Raw genomic sequence first — 14,721 nt, forward strand, 5'->3', positions numbered from 1 at the left:
CGCCGTTGCTGAGGTCGCGGCGGCGGCCTACCGCACCAGATTCCGGTGCGCGTGAATCGACATCAGCACGCCGAAGCCGGTCAGGAGGCTCACGATCGACGTGCCGCCGTAGCTCACGAGCGGCAAGGGCACGCCGACGACCGGCATGAGGCCGGTGATCATGCCGCCGTTGACCATCACGTAGACGAAGAACGACATGCCGATGGCGCCGGCGAGGAGGCGCGAGTACGTGTCCTTCGCGTTCGCGGCGATCCACAGGCTGCGGCCGATGATGAAGATGTAGAGGGCGATCAGCGCGAGCACGCCGACGAGGCCGAATTCTTCGCTGAATACCGCGAACACGAAGTCGGTCGTGTGCTCGGGCAGGAATTCCAGGCGCGACTGGCTGCCGTGATGCCAGCCCTTGCCGAACACGCCGCCGGCGCCGACCGCGATTTCCGACTGGATGATGTGCCAGCCGTTGCCGAGCGGATCGGATTCCGGGTCCATGAACATGCGCACGCGGTTGCGCTGGTATTCGTGCAGGAAGTGCCATGCGACCGGCGCGGCGCCGGCGACGACCGCGAAAATGCCGCCGATGCGCCACCACGACAGGCCCGACAGGAACAGCGCGAAGCAGCCCGAACCCGCGACGAGAATCGCGGTGCCGAGGTCGGGCTGTTCGGCGATGAGGCCGGCCGGGATCGCGATCAGCACGGCGACGACGAACAGGTCCTTCCAGCTCGGCGGCAGGCGCTGCGAATGCAGGTACCACGCGACCATCATCGGCATCGACAGCTTCAGGATTTCCGACGGCTGGAAGCGCACGAATTTCAGATCGAGCCAGCGGTTGGCGCCGCGCCCCTCGCCGAAGATCTCCACGATCACCAGCAGCATGATGCTGAACACGTACAGCCACGGCGTCCACGTGCGCAGGGTGCTCGGCGGAATCCGCGAAATCACGAGCAGCATGACGCCGCCGAGCAGAAAGCGCGCGCTCTGGTTCATGACGATGCGCGGGTCCTTGTCGCCGGCGCTGTAGAGCGTGACGAGCCCGATCGCGCCGACGAGAATCAGCGACAGCAGCAGCGGCAGGTCGAGCCGCGGCTTGCGCAGGTGGCGGCGCGCGAGATCCGAAACGTAGCTCAAGCTTTGTTCGATCATGGTACGGCGCTCGGTTGCGGGGCGAGCCAGGCGTCGAGGATGCGCTTGGCGAGAGGCGCCGCGTCGTGCGAACCGCTCGCGCCGAATTCCATCACCAGCGCGAGCGCGATGCGCGGTTCGTCCGCCGGCGCGAACGCGACGAACAGCGCCTGGTGGCGCTGCGCGTCGTCGAGGCCGCGCGTGTCGACTTCGTCGCCGGTACGCGAGAAGCGCTGCGCCGTGCCGGTCTTGCCGGCCGTGACGTACGCGGCGTCGGCGAAGACGCGGTTCGCGGTGCCGGTCGGGCCGCTGACCACGGCGATCATGCCCTGCCGCACGGCTTCCCAGTTCGTCATGTTGACGATGAAGCTCGGCTCGGGCGGCGGCTGCGCGAGGTCCTGTATCGGCGCGCCGAAACCGGCCTGGGTACTTTTCAACAGATGAATTTTGCGGTGTTCGCCGCGCGCGGCGAGGATCGCGGTGGCATTGGCGAGCTGCAGCGGCGTGACGACCCAGAAGCCCTGACCGATGCCGGCGATCACGGTTTCGCCGGGAAACCACGGCTTGTTGAACATGCCGCGCTTCCATTCGCGCGACGGCAGCACGCCGCTCGCCTCGCCGTAGAGGTCGATGCCGGTCGGCTTGCCGAAGCCGAAACGGCTCATGTAGCTCGCAAGGCGATCGACGCCCATGTCGAGCGCGAGCGAATAGAAATACGTGTTCACCGACTGCGCCAGCGATTCGACGAGGTCGACGCGGCCGTGACCGCCCTTGCGCCAGTCGCGATAGCCGCGCGACTGGCCCGGAATATGGAATTCGCCGGTCGAGAACACCGTGTCGTCGATCTTGCGCACGCCGAGTTCGAGACCCGCGATGCCCATGAACGGCTTCACGGTGGAACCGGGCTTGTAGTTGCCGACGAGCGCGCGATGCAGGAGCGGCCGCATCGGCGAACCGGTGAGCGTGCGGTAGTCGTAGTGGCTGATGCCGTTGACGAACAGGTTCGGGTCGTAGCTCGGCACGCTGACCATCGCCAGCACCTCGCCGTTGCGCGGATCGATCGCGACGGCGGCGCCCGGCTTGCCTTCGAACACGGCTTCGGCCGCTTCCTGCAGGCCGATGTCGATCGTCAGATACAGGTTCTTGCCCGGCACGGGCGGCTGGCGGTCGAGCTGGCGCAGCACGCGCCCGTCGGCGTTGACCTCGACGCGTTCGTAGCCGGGCTGTCCGTGCAGCTGGTCTTCGTAGTAGCGCTCGATACCGGTCTTGCCGACGTGCGTCGTGCCGGCGTAGCGCGCCGTGTCGAGCTTGGCGAGGTCGTCCTCGTCGATGCGCGCGACGTAGCCGACGAGATGGCCGAACTCGGCGCCGCGCGGGTACGTGCGCGTGAGGTACGGCACGACCGCGACGCCCGGAAAGCGCCAGCGGTTGACCGAAAAACGCGCGACCTCGTCCTCGGTCAGCCGAAAGCGCAGCGGCAGGCTCTGGAAGCCGCGCCGACCGCGTCGCTGTTCGCGAAATCGCTTGACGTCGTCGTCCGTCAGCGCGACGACGTCGCGCAGCGACTCGAGCATCGCGTCGAGATCGTCGACCTTCTCGGGCACCACTTCGAGCCGGAACGCGGCGGTATTGTCGGCGAGCAGCACGCCGTTGCGATCGAAGATCAGGCCGCGCGCCGGCGGAATCGGCCGCAGCTTGATGCGGTTCTGGTCGGCGCGCGTGGAGAATTCCTCGTGGCGCACCACCTGCAGATAGACGAAGCGCGACGCCAGCACCGACAGGCAGGCCACGATGATCGCGAAGCCCACGATCGCGCGGCGCTGGAACAGGGCGACCTCGCCCGGGTTGTCCTTGATCGCCGGACGGCGCGACGGCGGTGCGGGCGTTCTCATGACTCGTGCGTACGCAGACGCGCTCGCACGTCGTCGATCAGCAGAAACACCCACGGCCACGCGAGCATGCCGGCGAACGGCGCATACCAGAACGCCGCGGTCGGCATCGGGTCGCCGGAGAACGCGCGCACCATCACGCTGACGACGCGGTCGTTGACGAGCAGCGCGAGCACGGCGAGCGCCTGCTGCCACATCGGAAAGAAGCGCAGGCGCGAACGGAAGCGCAGCACGACGAACGCGAGCGCGGCGAGCCGCAGCGCCTGATCGCCGAGCAGATCGCCCTGCAGCACGTCGCCGACGAGGCCGAACAGGAAGGCGCGGCCGAGCCCCAGCCGCTCGGGTTCTTCGAGCGCCCAGTAGATCACCACGAGGCCCAGCCAGTACGGCTTGAACGGCAGCAGCAGTTCCGGCAGCGGCATCAGCTGCAGCAGGCACGCCAGCACGAGGCTCGCGACGAACAGCCACAGATTGGCGCGTTGGCGGTTCACCGCGCGCCTCCCGCGGGCGGCGCGGCGGGCACCGGCGGCGGCGAAGTATCGACCGGCGGGCCGCCCGACGCCGCCGGCGCCGGCGGCCCGACCGGTTCGGCAAGCGGCCTCAGCAGCAGTACGTCGCCGCTGCGCTCGAGCGCGGCGGCCGGCCTCGCCAGCGCCGCGGCGAACATGCCGCTCGCGTCGGCCGACACCGAATCGATCACGCCCACCGGAAACCCGGCCGGAAACCCGCCGCCGAGACCGGACGTCACGAGCTTGTCGCCGGCCTTCACGTCGGCGCTGACCGGAATGTTCGGCACCTCGAGCTGATCGGTCGTGCCGTTGCCGTAGGCGATCGTGCGCAGGCCGGTGCGCTCGATCGTGACCGGCACGGCGTGGCTGCGGTCGGTGATGAGGATCGCGCTCGACGTGGTGGGCAGCACTTCGGAGATCTGGCCCATCACGCCGTACGCGTCGAGGACCGCCTGTCCGACCGTGATGCCCTGGTTCGCGCCGGCGTCGAGCATGATGCGCTGGCGGCTCGGGTCGAGCACGACGTCGATCAGCTTGGCGAGCTGCACGCCCATGCCAAGCGAATGCTGCACTTCGAGCAGTTCTTTGAGGCGCGTGTTCTGCTCGGCCACCGCGCCGAGCCGGTTCAGGCGCGCCTGTGTCAGAAGCAACGCCTCGCGCAGGCGCTGGTTTTCCTGCGTCAGCGCCTGGCGGTCGGAAACGGCGAGGCGCAGGCTGCGCGCGGCGTCGGCCGGCATCGCGGCGATGCGGTAGACCGGCTCGATCGCCAGGTGCAGGTATTGCCGTACGGTTTCGAGATAGCGCCCGCGATGGTCCGCCACCATCAGCGCGACGCCGGCGGCGAGATACACGATCAGCCGCAGCGTGCTCGTGGCGCCGGCGGCGAACAGGGGACTGGAATCGTTCCGGGCGATCGCCATGCGGAAGGGAGGTGCCGGTTGCGCGTCACCCCGGCGTGCGCCGGGGTCCAAACGTGGATTCTGACGCCTTGCGAAGCGCGTTCCCAGCGTCGGCCGGGACGACGTCGAGGGTTATTCCGCCGCGAAGAAATCGCTGCCGTGCTGATCGATCAGATCGAGGGCGCGACCGCCGCCGCGCGCCACGCACGTCAGCGGTTCGTCGGCCACCTGCACGTGCAGGCCGGTTTCCTCGGAAATCAGGCGGTCGAGATCGCGCAGCAGCGCGCCGCCGCCGGTCAGCACGATGCCGCGTTCGGCGACGTCGGAGCACAGTTCCGGCGGCGTCTGCTCGAGCGCGCTGCGCACCGCCGAGACGATGCCGGCGAGCGGCTCGTGCAGCGCTTCGAGCACTTCGTTCGAGTTGATCGTGAACATGCGCGGCACGCCCTCGGCGAGGTTGCGGCCCGACACTTCGATCTCGCGCACTTCGCTCTGCGGATAGGCGCAGCCGACTTCGATCTTGATGCGCTCGGCCGTCGCCTCGCCGATCAGGGTGCCGTGGTTGCGGCGCACGTAGTTGACGATCGACTCGTCGAAGCGGTCGCCGCCGATGCGCACCGACTGCGAGTAGACGATGCCGTTCAACGAAATGACGGCGACTTCGGACGTGCCGCCGCCGATGTCGAGCACCATCGAACCGCGCGCCTCGTGCACCGGGATGCCGGCGCCGATCGCGGCGGCCATCGGTTCTTCGATCAGAAACACGTCGCGGGCGCCGGCGCCTTCGGCCGATTCCTTGATCGCGCGGCGTTCGACCTGCGTCGACCCGCACGGCACGCAGATCAGCACGCGCGGACTCGGCCGCAGCACGCGCGACTTGTGCACCTGCTTGATGAAGTACTGCAGCATCGCCTCGGTCATCGTGAAGTCGGCGATGACGCCGTCCTTCATCGGACGGATCGCGACGATCGATCCCGGCGTGCGGCCGAGCATGCGCTTGGCGTCGGTACCGACCGCAGCGACGCTGCGCGGACCGCCGGGACCGCGATCCTGGCGGATCGCCACGACCGACGGTTCGTTGAGAATGATGCCCTGGCCGCGCACGTAGATGAGGGTGTTGGCGGTGCCGAGGTCGATCGAAAGATCGTTGGAAAACCAACCGCGAATGCTTTTGAACATGGTCGCCCAGGAGCCGGCGTTACGTGGAATGAGTCCCCGGCGCCGAAAGGGCCGGGACTCGCGAGACTGTCCGACGCGCCTCGGGAAGGCCGCGGAAGGGCGGCTAGTCTAGTGACGTGGCCTTGGCGGCGCAAGCTAAGCTCAAGTTAAGAAAGCATTTTTGCCCCGCTCGGCCATAAATTTGCCACAACCCCATATGTCCTTTGGTGCGCTGCAGCGCCGTGCTACCGTCACGGCTCGTTCAGTTAACCATTCCGCCATGAATCTCGATCACGCCACCGTCCGCCATATCGCCCGGCTCGCGCGGCTCGCGCTGCCCGACGGCGAGCTCGACGCCGTCAGCGCCGACCTGACGCAGGTCCTGCATCTTTTCGACGAACTGCAGACGGCGAACGTGGAAGGGCTGAATCCGCTCGCGCACCCGCTCGACGTGACCGTGACGCTGCGCGACGACGCCGTGACCGAGACCGATCGCAGCGAAACGCTGCTCGCGCTCGCGCCCGAATCGCAGGGCGGCTACTACCTCGTGCCCAAGGTGATCGAATGAGCGCCGATTCGATGAGTTCGAGCGATCGAATGAGCGCGCCGTTCGCTTCGATCGACGCGCTCGCGGCCGATCTCGCCGCGCGCCGGGTCAGCGCGCGCGATCTCGCCGAACGCGCGCTCGCCAACGCGCGGCGGCACGCGCACCTGAACGCGTTCATCGGCGTCGATCCGGAACGCGCGCTCGCCGCCGCGGAGCGCGCCGGCAACGCGCGCGGACCGCTCGCCGGCATCCCCTTTGCGCACAAGGATATTTTCTGTACGAAGGGGCAGCGCACGACCTGCGCCTCGCACGTGCTGGAAAACTTCATCGCGCCGTACGACGCGCACGTCGCCGAGCGCCTCGACGCGGCCGGCGCGGTGTCGATCGGCAAGACGAACATGGACGAATTCGCGATGGGTTCGTCGAACGAGAACAGCGCGTTCGGCGCGGTGAAGAATCCGTGGGACGAAGCGCGCGTGCCGGGCGGCTCGTCCGGCGGTTCGGCCGCCGCCGTCGCCGCCGGCATCGTGCCGTTCGCGACGGGCACGGACACCGGCGGTTCGATCCGCCAGCCGGCCGCGTTCTGCGGCGTCACCGGCCTCAAACCGACCTACGGCCGCGTCTCTCGCTACGGCATGATCGCCTACGCATCGAGCCTCGACTGCGGCGGCGTGCTGGCGCGTTCGGCCGCCGACTGCGCGCACGTGTTCGCCGCGATCGCGGGACACGATCCGCGCGACGCAACCAGTGCGGCGCGGGCGGTCGACGACGTCGCGGCATCGCTCGACGCCCCGCTCGCCGGTCTGCGCATCGGCGTGGCGCGCGAATACTTCGGCGCCGGCGTCGACGACGGCGTCGCCGCGTGCGTGCGCGAGGCGCTCGCCGAACTCGAAAAGCTCGGCGCGACGCTCGTCGACGTGAGCCTGCCGAACGCACATCACGCGATCGCCGCGTACTACGTCATCGCGCCGGCCGAGGCGTCGAGCAATCTCGCGCGCTACGACGGCGTGCGCTACGGCCATCGCGCCGCGCAGCCGAAGTCGCTCGACGACCTGTACAGCCGCAGCCGCGCCGAAAGCTTCGGCGCCGAGGTCAAGCGCCGCATCCTCGTCGGCACGTATGTGCTGTCGGCCGGCTACTACGATGCGTATTACCTTCGTGCGCAAAAGGTACGGCGCCTGATCGCCGGCGATTTCGCGCAGGCGTTCGGCGACGTCGACCTGATCGCCGGCCCCACCGCGCCGACGACGGCGTTCCGTCTCGGCGAGAAGTCGAACGACGCGATCGCGATGTACGCGGCCGACGTCAACACCGTCGCCGTCAACCTCGCCGGCCTGCCGGCGATTTCGACGCCGGCCGGTTTCGTCGGCGGCCTGCCGGTCGGCCTGCAGCTCGTCGCACCGGCGTTCGCCGAGGCGCGGCTGCTGAACGTCTCGCACCGTTTGCAGCAGGTCACGGACTGGCACGCACGCCGGCCGGAGGGCTACGCATGAGCCGCGCCTGGGAAGCCGTGATCGGGCTGGAGATCCACGCCCAGCTCAGCACCGCGAGCAAGCTGTTTTCCGGCGCGCCGACCGCCTACGGCGCCGAGCCGAACACGCAGGCGTCGGCGGTGGACGTCGCGCTGCCCGGCACGCTGCCCGTGCCGAACCGCGCCGCGATCGCGAAGGCGATCCGCTTCGGCCTCGCGATCGACGGACAGATCGCGTCGACGTCGGTGTTCGCGCGCAAGAATTATTTTTATCCCGATTTGCCCAAAGGCTACCAGATCAGCCAGTACGAACTGCCGATCGTCGGACGCGGCACGCTCGCCGTGCGCGTGGACGACGGCCGCACCATCGCGGTCGCGATCGAACGCGCGCACCTTGAGGAAGACGCCGGCAAGTCGGTGCACGACGCGTTCCACGCCGAAACCGGCATCGATCTCAACCGCGCCGGCGTGCCGCTGCTCGAAATCGTGTCGGCGCCGGTGATGCATTCGGCCGCCGAGGCCGTGGCGTACATGCGCACGGTGCACACGCTCGTGCGCTGGCTCGGCATCTGCGACGGCAACATGCAGGAGGGCTCGTTCCGCTGCGACTGCAACGTGTCGGTGCGGCCGGCCGGCACGACGACGCTCGGCACGCGCACCGAAATCAAGAACGTCAACTCGTTCCGTTTCGTCGAAAAGGCGATCGAGTACGAAATCGAGCGCCAGATCCGCGCGATCGAGAACGGCGAGACGATCGTGCAGGAGACGCGCCTGTACGACCCGACGCGCCATCAGACGCGCACGATGCGCACGAAGGAATCGGCCGACGACTACCGCTATTTCCCCGATCCCGACCTGCCGCCGCTCGTGGTGACGAGCGCGGACATCGAGCGCGAACGCGCGAGCATGCCCGAACTGCCCGGCGCGCGCCGCGCGCGCTACGTCGCGGCGCTGGCGCTGCCCGAAGCCGACGCCGACCAGCTGTGCGCCGACAAGGCGACCGCCGACTATTTCGAGGCGGTGCTTTCGGCGCTGCCGGGCGAGGCCAAGCTCGCGGCGAACTGGGTGCTCGGCGAACTCGCCGCGGCATTGAACGAGGCGCAGACGCCGATCGAAGCGGCGCGCGTCGACGCCGCGGCGCTGGCGACGCTGCTCGCGCGCCTGCGCGAAGGCGTGATTTCGGGAAAAATCGCCAAAGAAGTTTTCGCCGCAATGTGGAACGGCGAAGGCGGCGCCGACGCGATCATCGAGGCGCGCGGACTGCGGCAGATTTCCGACACCGGCGCGCTGGCGGCCGTCATCGACGAAGTGCTGCGCGAGTTTCCGCAGCAGCGCGACGCGTGCCGTGGCGGACAGGAAAAACTGTTCCCCTTCTTCGTCGGGCAGGTGATGAAGCGCACGCGCGGGCAGGCGAATCCGCAGCAGCTCAACGCGCTGCTGCGCGAGAAGATCGGCCTGGAAACCGCGTAGCGGCCAGTGGCCCGTAACAGATGAATCGAAAGTAGCTCGCTCGTCCTGGCCGCGCAGTACTGGCTGCTCACTCAGCCAATAGCGGTGCTATTGGCTTCGCTCCGCAGCGGCGTCCTGCACGATGCGTCCTTCGCGATACCTCTTCCGATTCATCTGCTACAGGCCACTAGTCGACGCCGTTGCCGAAGATCCGATCGTCGAGCACGACCGTGCCGGGCGTGCCGACGATCACCTGGCGGCCGATGCCCAGAGGGCCGAGCAGGTCGTCGCCCCAGCAGCTCAGGCCGCCGCCGGTCGTCGTCGCGCAGGCATGCGTGCCGTTGATCGCGACCAGACCACCGGCGCGATTGGCAAGGCCGATCACCCATGTCGGCACCAGCCGCATCGTCCGCGGCGTACCGCCGTTGCCGAGGTCGCCCTCGTAGTCTCCGCCCCAGCACAACACCGAGCCGTCGTGGACCGCGCAGGTCGCGTCGTCGCCGGCCGCGATCGCGGTGACGCCGGCGTCGAGCCCGGTCACCGCGGACGGCGTCAGCTGCGTGTCGTTGAGGATGCCGTTACCGAGCTGGCCGTAGCCGTCGTAGCCCCAGCACTTCGCCGCGCCGCCGACGATCGCGCATGAATGCGAATAGCCGGCGGAGATCGCCGTCACGCCGCTCGCGAGTCCCTGCACGGGAATCGGCGTCGCGGTAAAGCCCGAACCCGCACCGTTGCCGAGCTGCCCCGAGTCGTTGAGTCCCCAGCATTTCGCCGCGCCGTTGACGACGGCGCAGCCGTGATTCGGTCCGAGCGACAGCGAGTCGATCGTGCCGTCGAGCCCGACCGCCGGCAACGGCGAATTCGTATCGACGGTGGTGCCGTTCGCCAGCTCGCCGTTCGCGTTGTACCCCCAACACAGCACGTCGCCGTTTTGCACGGCGCAGCTGCGGTTGCCGCCGGCTTCGATACGCGTGACGCCGCTCGCGAGCCCCTTCACCGCAACGGGTTCGTCGGCATTGTTGTTGGTGCCGTCGCCCAGCTGGCCTTTTTCGTTGTTGCCCCAGCACCACACGCCGCCGTTGACGACCGCGCAGCTGTGATCGTAGCCGGCGGCCACGGCCGTCGCGCCGATCGACAACTGGGGAATGGCGAACGGCAAGGGCACCGAGAGGGAAGCCCGGCCGGTGCCGACCGCGCCTTCGCCGTTGAATCCCCAGCACGACACGCCGCCGCCGACGACCGCGCACGTATGCGCCGCGCCGGCCGCGAGCGCGCCGACGTCGGTCACCGCGACGGCCACGGGTTGCGTGCGCCACTCTCGCGAACCGTCGCCGGCCTGGCCGTAGGCATTGAAACCCCAGCACCACACGCCGCCGCCGGTGCGCAGGACGCACGTGTGGTAGCCGTGCGACGAGACGTTCTGCGCATTGCCGGCGAGTCCCGGCGACACGATGGCGACGTTGCTGTCCGGCCCTTCGCCGTCGCCGAGCTGGCTGTACAGGTTGCTGCCCCAGCAGCGCGACGTATCGTCCGTGCCGACGACGCAGGTGTGCAGCGCGCCGGTCACGACGGTGCGCGCCGGCGCGGTCAGGCCGGTCGCGTCGACCGGCACGTTGCTGCTCGAAACGGCGTCGGTGCCGAGCTGCCCGTTGCCGTTGCTGCCCCAGCATTTGACTACGCCGCCGGCAGCAACGGCACAACTGTGAATGGCGGACGCGCTGATCGACACGACACCCGCGGCAAGCCCGACCACCTGCACCGGCGTCGGCTCGAATCCGCCGGTAACGCCGTTGCCGACCTGACCCGAACCGTTGTTGCCCCAGCATTTCGCGGCGCCGCCGGCGATCGCGCAGGCGTGGAAGACGCCGGCCGAAATCTGCGTGACGCCGGCGCCGAGTCCGCTGACCGCCACCGGCGCCGGCCCGCCCACGCCCGAACCGTCGCCGAGGCTGCCGAGCGTGTTGTCGCCCCAGCACCAGGCCGCGCCGGCAACGACGGCGCAGGTGAACGTATCGCCGGCGGCAATCGCCGTCGCGCCGGGCGGCAATCCGGACACGGCCACCGGCACCGCCGTGTCGCCGGTACCGATGCCGCTGCCGAGCTCGCCGGACAAATTCGCGCCCCAGCACCACACCGCGCCGGACACGATCGCGCAGCTGTGCGTCTTGCCGGTCGCGATCGCGCTCGCCGCGCCGGGCAGGCCGCGCACGGGAACCGGCGTCGCGGTCGACCAGTAGTCGCCGGTGCCGAGCTGACCGTCCGCGTTGCGGCCCCAGCACATCACCGCGCCGTCGGCCTTGAGCGCGCACGAATGCCCGAAGCCGGACGCGACCGTCGTCGCGCCGGCGAGCGGCACGAGCACGTCCTGCGCACTGGCTTGCGCGGCGAACCACACCCATGGCGCAACGAGACACAGGCGGCTAGCGGTGGGCGAGAACATCGGCAGGCTCCGGCGCGGCACGGCGCCGCTTTCGATTTCGAAACGCATTATTGCAAGGCGAACGGACAAACCGCTCGGAACGGATCACAGCGCTCGCTTCATGCCGATGTGGCTCGCGGCGAAACCGAGCCGTTCGTAGAAGCGATGGGCGTCGACGCGACGCCGGTCCGACGTCAGCGAGATCGTTGCCGCGCCGCGTTCGCGTGCGCGCTCGATCATCGCGGCCATCAATTGCCCGCCAAGCCCGAGACCGCGCAGATCGCCGCGCACATGGACCGATTCGACGATCGCGCGCCACGCGCCGCCGTGCGCGAGGCCGGGCAGAAAGGTGAGCTGCGCGGTCGCCGCGACGGCGCTGTCGAGTTCGCCGACCCACAGTTCGTTGTCGGTGCTCGCCATGATCGCGTCGAATGCGGCGACGACGGCCGGCGTTTCCTCGACGACGTACGTGCCGCGCGCCCGCGCGACATCGTTGTCGGCGATGATGCGCAGGAGATCGACGAGATCGGCGCGGCGCGCGCGGCGCAGGCGCAGTTCGGTCATGCGTGAACCTCCGGCTTCATCTGCGCGTGCGCGCCCCGACGACGCACAATACCATCCGCACTCCGGGGAGAATCGCATGACTCCGACTTCCGCAACGTCCCTGCCGCGCGTCCTCGTCGTCGGCGCGGGCGGCACGCTCGGCCGCGCCGTCGTCGCCGAACTCGCGCAGCGTCACGACGTGATCGCCGCCTCGCGCACCGAAGGCGACGTGCGCATCGACCTGACCGATCCGGCAAGCATTCGCGCCGCGCTGGAGAAAATCGGCCGCCTCGACGCGATCGTCTGCACCGCCGGCAAGGTGCCGTTCAAGCCGCTCGCCGACATGACCGCGGAACTGTACGCGAGCGGTCTCGACGACAAGCTGATGGGCCAGGTGAACCTCGTACTCGCCGGTCGCGGGCATCTCGCCGACGGCGGCTCGATCACGCTGATCGGCGGCATCCTCGCCGAGCGGTTCATCCGCAGCGGCACGTCGGCCTCGATGGTCAACGGCGCGCTAGAGTCGTTCGTGAAGGCCGCCGCGATCGAGCTGCCGCGCGGCCTGCGCATCAACCTCGTGAGCCCGAACGTGTTCGCCGAGTCGATGCCGGACTATGCCCCGTTCTTCCGCGGCTTCGAACCGGTGCCGGTCGCGCGCGCGGCGCTCGCCTACGGCCGCAGCGTCGAGGGCGCCGAAACCGGGCAGGTCTACCGCGTGTTCTAGCCTCGACGTTGCAACGCCTGCGGTTACGCCGCGATGCCGGCGCCGGCAACGCGGCTTTCGCTATCGTGCGCGACGGCTCACCGAGGACCGTCATGAAACGTTCGCCGCTCGTTCCCGTTCTTGCCGCAGGCGCGCTCAGCGCGACGATCGACATCGTCTACGCGTGCAGTTTTCACTTTTTCAACAGCGGCGTGCCGCCGCTGCGGATTCTCCAGACGATCGCGTCGGGCTTGCTCGGCACCGCGTCGTTCGACGGCGGCGCGGCGAGCGGCGCGCTCGGGTTTGCGGCGCACTACTTCATTCTGATCGTCGCCGCCGGCATCTATTACGCGGCCAGCCGGCGCTGGCGCTTTCTCGTCGAGCGCGCGTTCGTCGGGGGCGTCGTCTTCGGCGTCGGCATCTGGCTCACGATGAATTTCGTCGTGCTGCCGCTGTCGGCCGCGCCGCCGTTCAAGCTGTCATGGTCGCTCGGTTCGGTCACCAACGCGCTCGTGCACTGGTTCGTGCTCGGCCCCGTGATCGCGCTGACGCTCGAACGCCTGGCGCGCACGCCGGTACCACACGAGATGCACGAGTAGATACGCCACCGCGCCGGCGAACGCGCCGAGCGCGAAGTGGCCGCGCGACTGCCACGCGACGATCGCTATCGGCGCGAGCACGACGAAAGTCTGCGTCGCCGACATCCACAGCACGAGCAGATGGCTCATGCGCACGCTGCCCGACAGCTCGTCCGGATGCGCGCGCACGTACGCGAACAGCGCGATGTTCGCGAGGTGCCGCGCGTTGACCGCGCCGAACATCGTCAGCAACGCGCCGATGAAGAAATCGGTCAGCGACGCATAGCGCAGCGGCAGGAAAGCGTCGAGCGCGACGAAGATCGCCGTGAACGCCGCGACGATCGCCAGATGCCGGGGATTGAACCAGCGCCGCGTCGCGACCGCGCCCTGCCACAGCGGATTGAGCTCGTAGTGTTCGATCTCGAAATGCCGCGCGTAGCCGCCGGCATGCAGGCGCGCGCCGGCGATCGTCAGCGCGTAGTCGAGCAGCATCAGTACGGGCACGGCGAGAAACAGCGGTCGGTTCATGCGATCGTCCTGCGCGAAAGACGCAAGACCGATCATGCCCCAAACCGCGGCGGGCGGATGGCCGTCAGCCGCGCTCCCGCGCGGCGGCGGTTGCGATCCGGCTCGCGCGGTACGCCGCCGGCGTCGCACCGGTGACGGCCTTGAACTGCCGCGTGAACGCGCTCTGGTCGCTGTAGCCGCAGACCGCCGCGACCTGCGCGAGCCCGACATCGCGCCGCACGAGCAGGCGCGCGGCCGCTTCGGCGCGCGTATTGGCGACGAGCTGCATCGGCGTGCGGTCGAACAATCGCTTGAGCAGGCGTTCGAGCCGGCGCGTGCCGAGGCCGGCGACGCGCGCGAGCGCGTCGATGCGTATCGGTTCGGCGTAATGCTGGCGAATGAAGTCGAGCGCGCGCGCGACGTTCGCGTAGCCGTCGGCACCGGCGTCGACCGCCGCGATCAGCTTGCAGATGCCGCACAGGCCGACGACGCGGCCTTCTTCCAGAAGCGGAAATTTGTACGAAACGCACCAGCTCGCGCCGCCGTCGGCGTGCGGCAGCTGCTGCAGGCGGTCGTGCAGTTCCACGCCGTCGTCGAGCACCGCGAGATCCTGCGCGTAGCACGCCGCGCCGAACGCGCTCGGAAACAGGTCGCGCGCGGTGCGGCCGATGAGGTCGCTCTTGGCACGCGCACCGCACCGCTCGACCAGCGTGCGGTTCACCGCGACGTAGCGCGCATCGCGATTCTTGACGAAGAACAGCGTGTCCTGCGCGCAGTCGAACAGGCGCTCGGCCACGGCCGAGGCCGTATGCATCGACCACGAAACCGACGACATCGGCACCGGCAGTACCGGCGCCGCAAAGCCTCGGTCTCGCGACGCCCCCGCGTCGGGACCGGAAAAAATCGAGGTCATCGCAACACGCTCCC

14 protein-coding genes are annotated in these 14,721 nt (G+C 69.1%); 5 read left to right on the forward strand and 9 right to left on the reverse strand.

Going from position 1 to position 14,721, the window contains the following annotated elements:
- Window positions 1–27: 27 nt before the first annotated feature.
- The 5 genes from rodA to OD750_RS14705 all read right to left on the reverse strand — a co-directional run bounded on the left by rodA (window position 28) and on the right by OD750_RS14705 (window position 5,598).
- On the reverse strand, window positions 28–1,143 hold the full coding sequence (gene rodA / locus OD750_RS14685; protein WP_263541433.1) for a rod shape-determining protein RodA: 1,116 nt from the start codon (window positions 1,141–1,143) through the stop codon (window positions 28–30).
- Window positions 1,140–3,014 carry a penicillin-binding protein 2 gene (gene mrdA / locus OD750_RS14690; protein WP_263541434.1) on the reverse strand — a complete coding sequence of 625 codons (1,875 nt, stop codon included), beginning with the start codon at window positions 3,012–3,014 and terminating at the stop codon, window positions 1,140–1,142. The genes rodA and mrdA overlap by 4 nt, the downstream gene beginning before the upstream one ends.
- A complete protein-coding gene (mreD, locus tag OD750_RS14695) occupies window positions 3,011–3,502 on the reverse strand; it encodes a rod shape-determining protein MreD (protein ID WP_263541435.1) in 492 nt (163 codons plus the stop codon). Before mreD ends, mrdA begins: the two co-directional genes overlap by 4 nt.
- On the reverse strand, window positions 3,499–4,440 hold the full coding sequence (mreC, locus tag OD750_RS14700; protein WP_263541436.1) for a rod shape-determining protein MreC: 942 nt from the start codon (window positions 4,438–4,440) through the stop codon (window positions 3,499–3,501). The genes mreD and mreC overlap by 4 nt, the downstream gene beginning before the upstream one ends.
- A gap of 111 nt (window positions 4,441–4,551) precedes the next feature.
- Window positions 4,552–5,598, reverse strand: a complete 1,047-nt coding sequence (locus OD750_RS14705) for a rod shape-determining protein (RefSeq protein ID WP_263541437.1) — start codon at window positions 5,596–5,598, stop codon at window positions 4,552–4,554.
- A 259-nt stretch (window positions 5,599–5,857) separates the two neighbouring features.
- Here OD750_RS14705 and gatC point away from each other — a divergent pair, with 259 nt between their 5' ends.
- From gatC to gatB, 3 genes are read left to right on the forward strand one after another with little or no spacing between them, the layout of a single operon-like run.
- A complete protein-coding gene (gatC, locus tag OD750_RS14710) occupies window positions 5,858–6,145 on the forward strand; it encodes an Asp-tRNA(Asn)/Glu-tRNA(Gln) amidotransferase subunit GatC (RefSeq protein ID WP_263541438.1) in 288 nt (95 codons plus the stop codon).
- Window positions 6,146–6,174: 29 nt separating this feature from the next.
- Complete coding sequence (gene gatA / locus OD750_RS14715) at window positions 6,175–7,617, forward strand: Asp-tRNA(Asn)/Glu-tRNA(Gln) amidotransferase subunit GatA (protein WP_263541439.1); 1,443 nt, start codon at window positions 6,175–6,177, stop codon at window positions 7,615–7,617.
- Window positions 7,614–9,065, forward strand: a complete 1,452-nt coding sequence (gene gatB, locus OD750_RS14720; RefSeq protein ID WP_263541440.1) for an Asp-tRNA(Asn)/Glu-tRNA(Gln) amidotransferase subunit GatB — start codon at window positions 7,614–7,616, stop codon at window positions 9,063–9,065. Before gatA ends, gatB begins: the two co-directional genes overlap by 4 nt.
- 166 nt (window positions 9,066–9,231) lie before the next feature.
- Here the strand turns inward: gatB and OD750_RS14725 are convergent, their stop codons facing one another.
- Both OD750_RS14725 and OD750_RS14730 read right to left on the reverse strand, forming a co-directional pair.
- Entirely contained in the window at window positions 9,232–11,484 is a 2,253-nt protein-coding gene (locus OD750_RS14725; protein WP_263541441.1) for an RCC1 domain-containing protein, read from the reverse strand.
- 84 nt (window positions 11,485–11,568) lie between these two features.
- Entirely contained in the window at window positions 11,569–12,027 is a 459-nt protein-coding gene (locus OD750_RS14730; RefSeq protein ID WP_263541442.1) for a GNAT family N-acetyltransferase, read from the reverse strand.
- 76 nt (window positions 12,028–12,103) lie between these two features.
- Here OD750_RS14730 and OD750_RS14735 point away from each other — a divergent pair, with 76 nt between their 5' ends.
- Both OD750_RS14735 and OD750_RS14740 read left to right on the forward strand, forming a co-directional pair.
- Complete coding sequence (locus tag OD750_RS14735) at window positions 12,104–12,730, forward strand: short chain dehydrogenase (protein WP_263541443.1); 627 nt, start codon at window positions 12,104–12,106, stop codon at window positions 12,728–12,730.
- Between the two features lie 92 nt (window positions 12,731–12,822).
- Complete coding sequence (locus OD750_RS14740; protein WP_263541444.1) at window positions 12,823–13,308, forward strand: hypothetical protein; 486 nt, start codon at window positions 12,823–12,825, stop codon at window positions 13,306–13,308.
- Here OD750_RS14740 and OD750_RS14745 read toward each other — a convergent pair.
- A complete protein-coding gene (locus OD750_RS14745; RefSeq protein ID WP_263541445.1) occupies window positions 13,189–13,815 on the reverse strand; it encodes a hypothetical protein in 627 nt (208 codons plus the stop codon). The genes OD750_RS14740 and OD750_RS14745 overlap by 120 nt on opposite strands.
- Window positions 13,816–13,879: 64 nt before the next feature.
- Complete coding sequence (locus OD750_RS14750; protein ID WP_272841993.1) at window positions 13,880–14,707, reverse strand: helix-turn-helix domain-containing protein; 828 nt, start codon at window positions 14,705–14,707, stop codon at window positions 13,880–13,882.
- Between the last annotated feature and the right edge of the window lie 14 nt (window positions 14,708–14,721).

This window comes from Tahibacter soli, assembly GCF_025717065.2.
In the GTDB taxonomy this organism is placed as follows: domain Bacteria; phylum Pseudomonadota; class Gammaproteobacteria; order Xanthomonadales; family Rhodanobacteraceae; genus Tahibacter; species Tahibacter soli.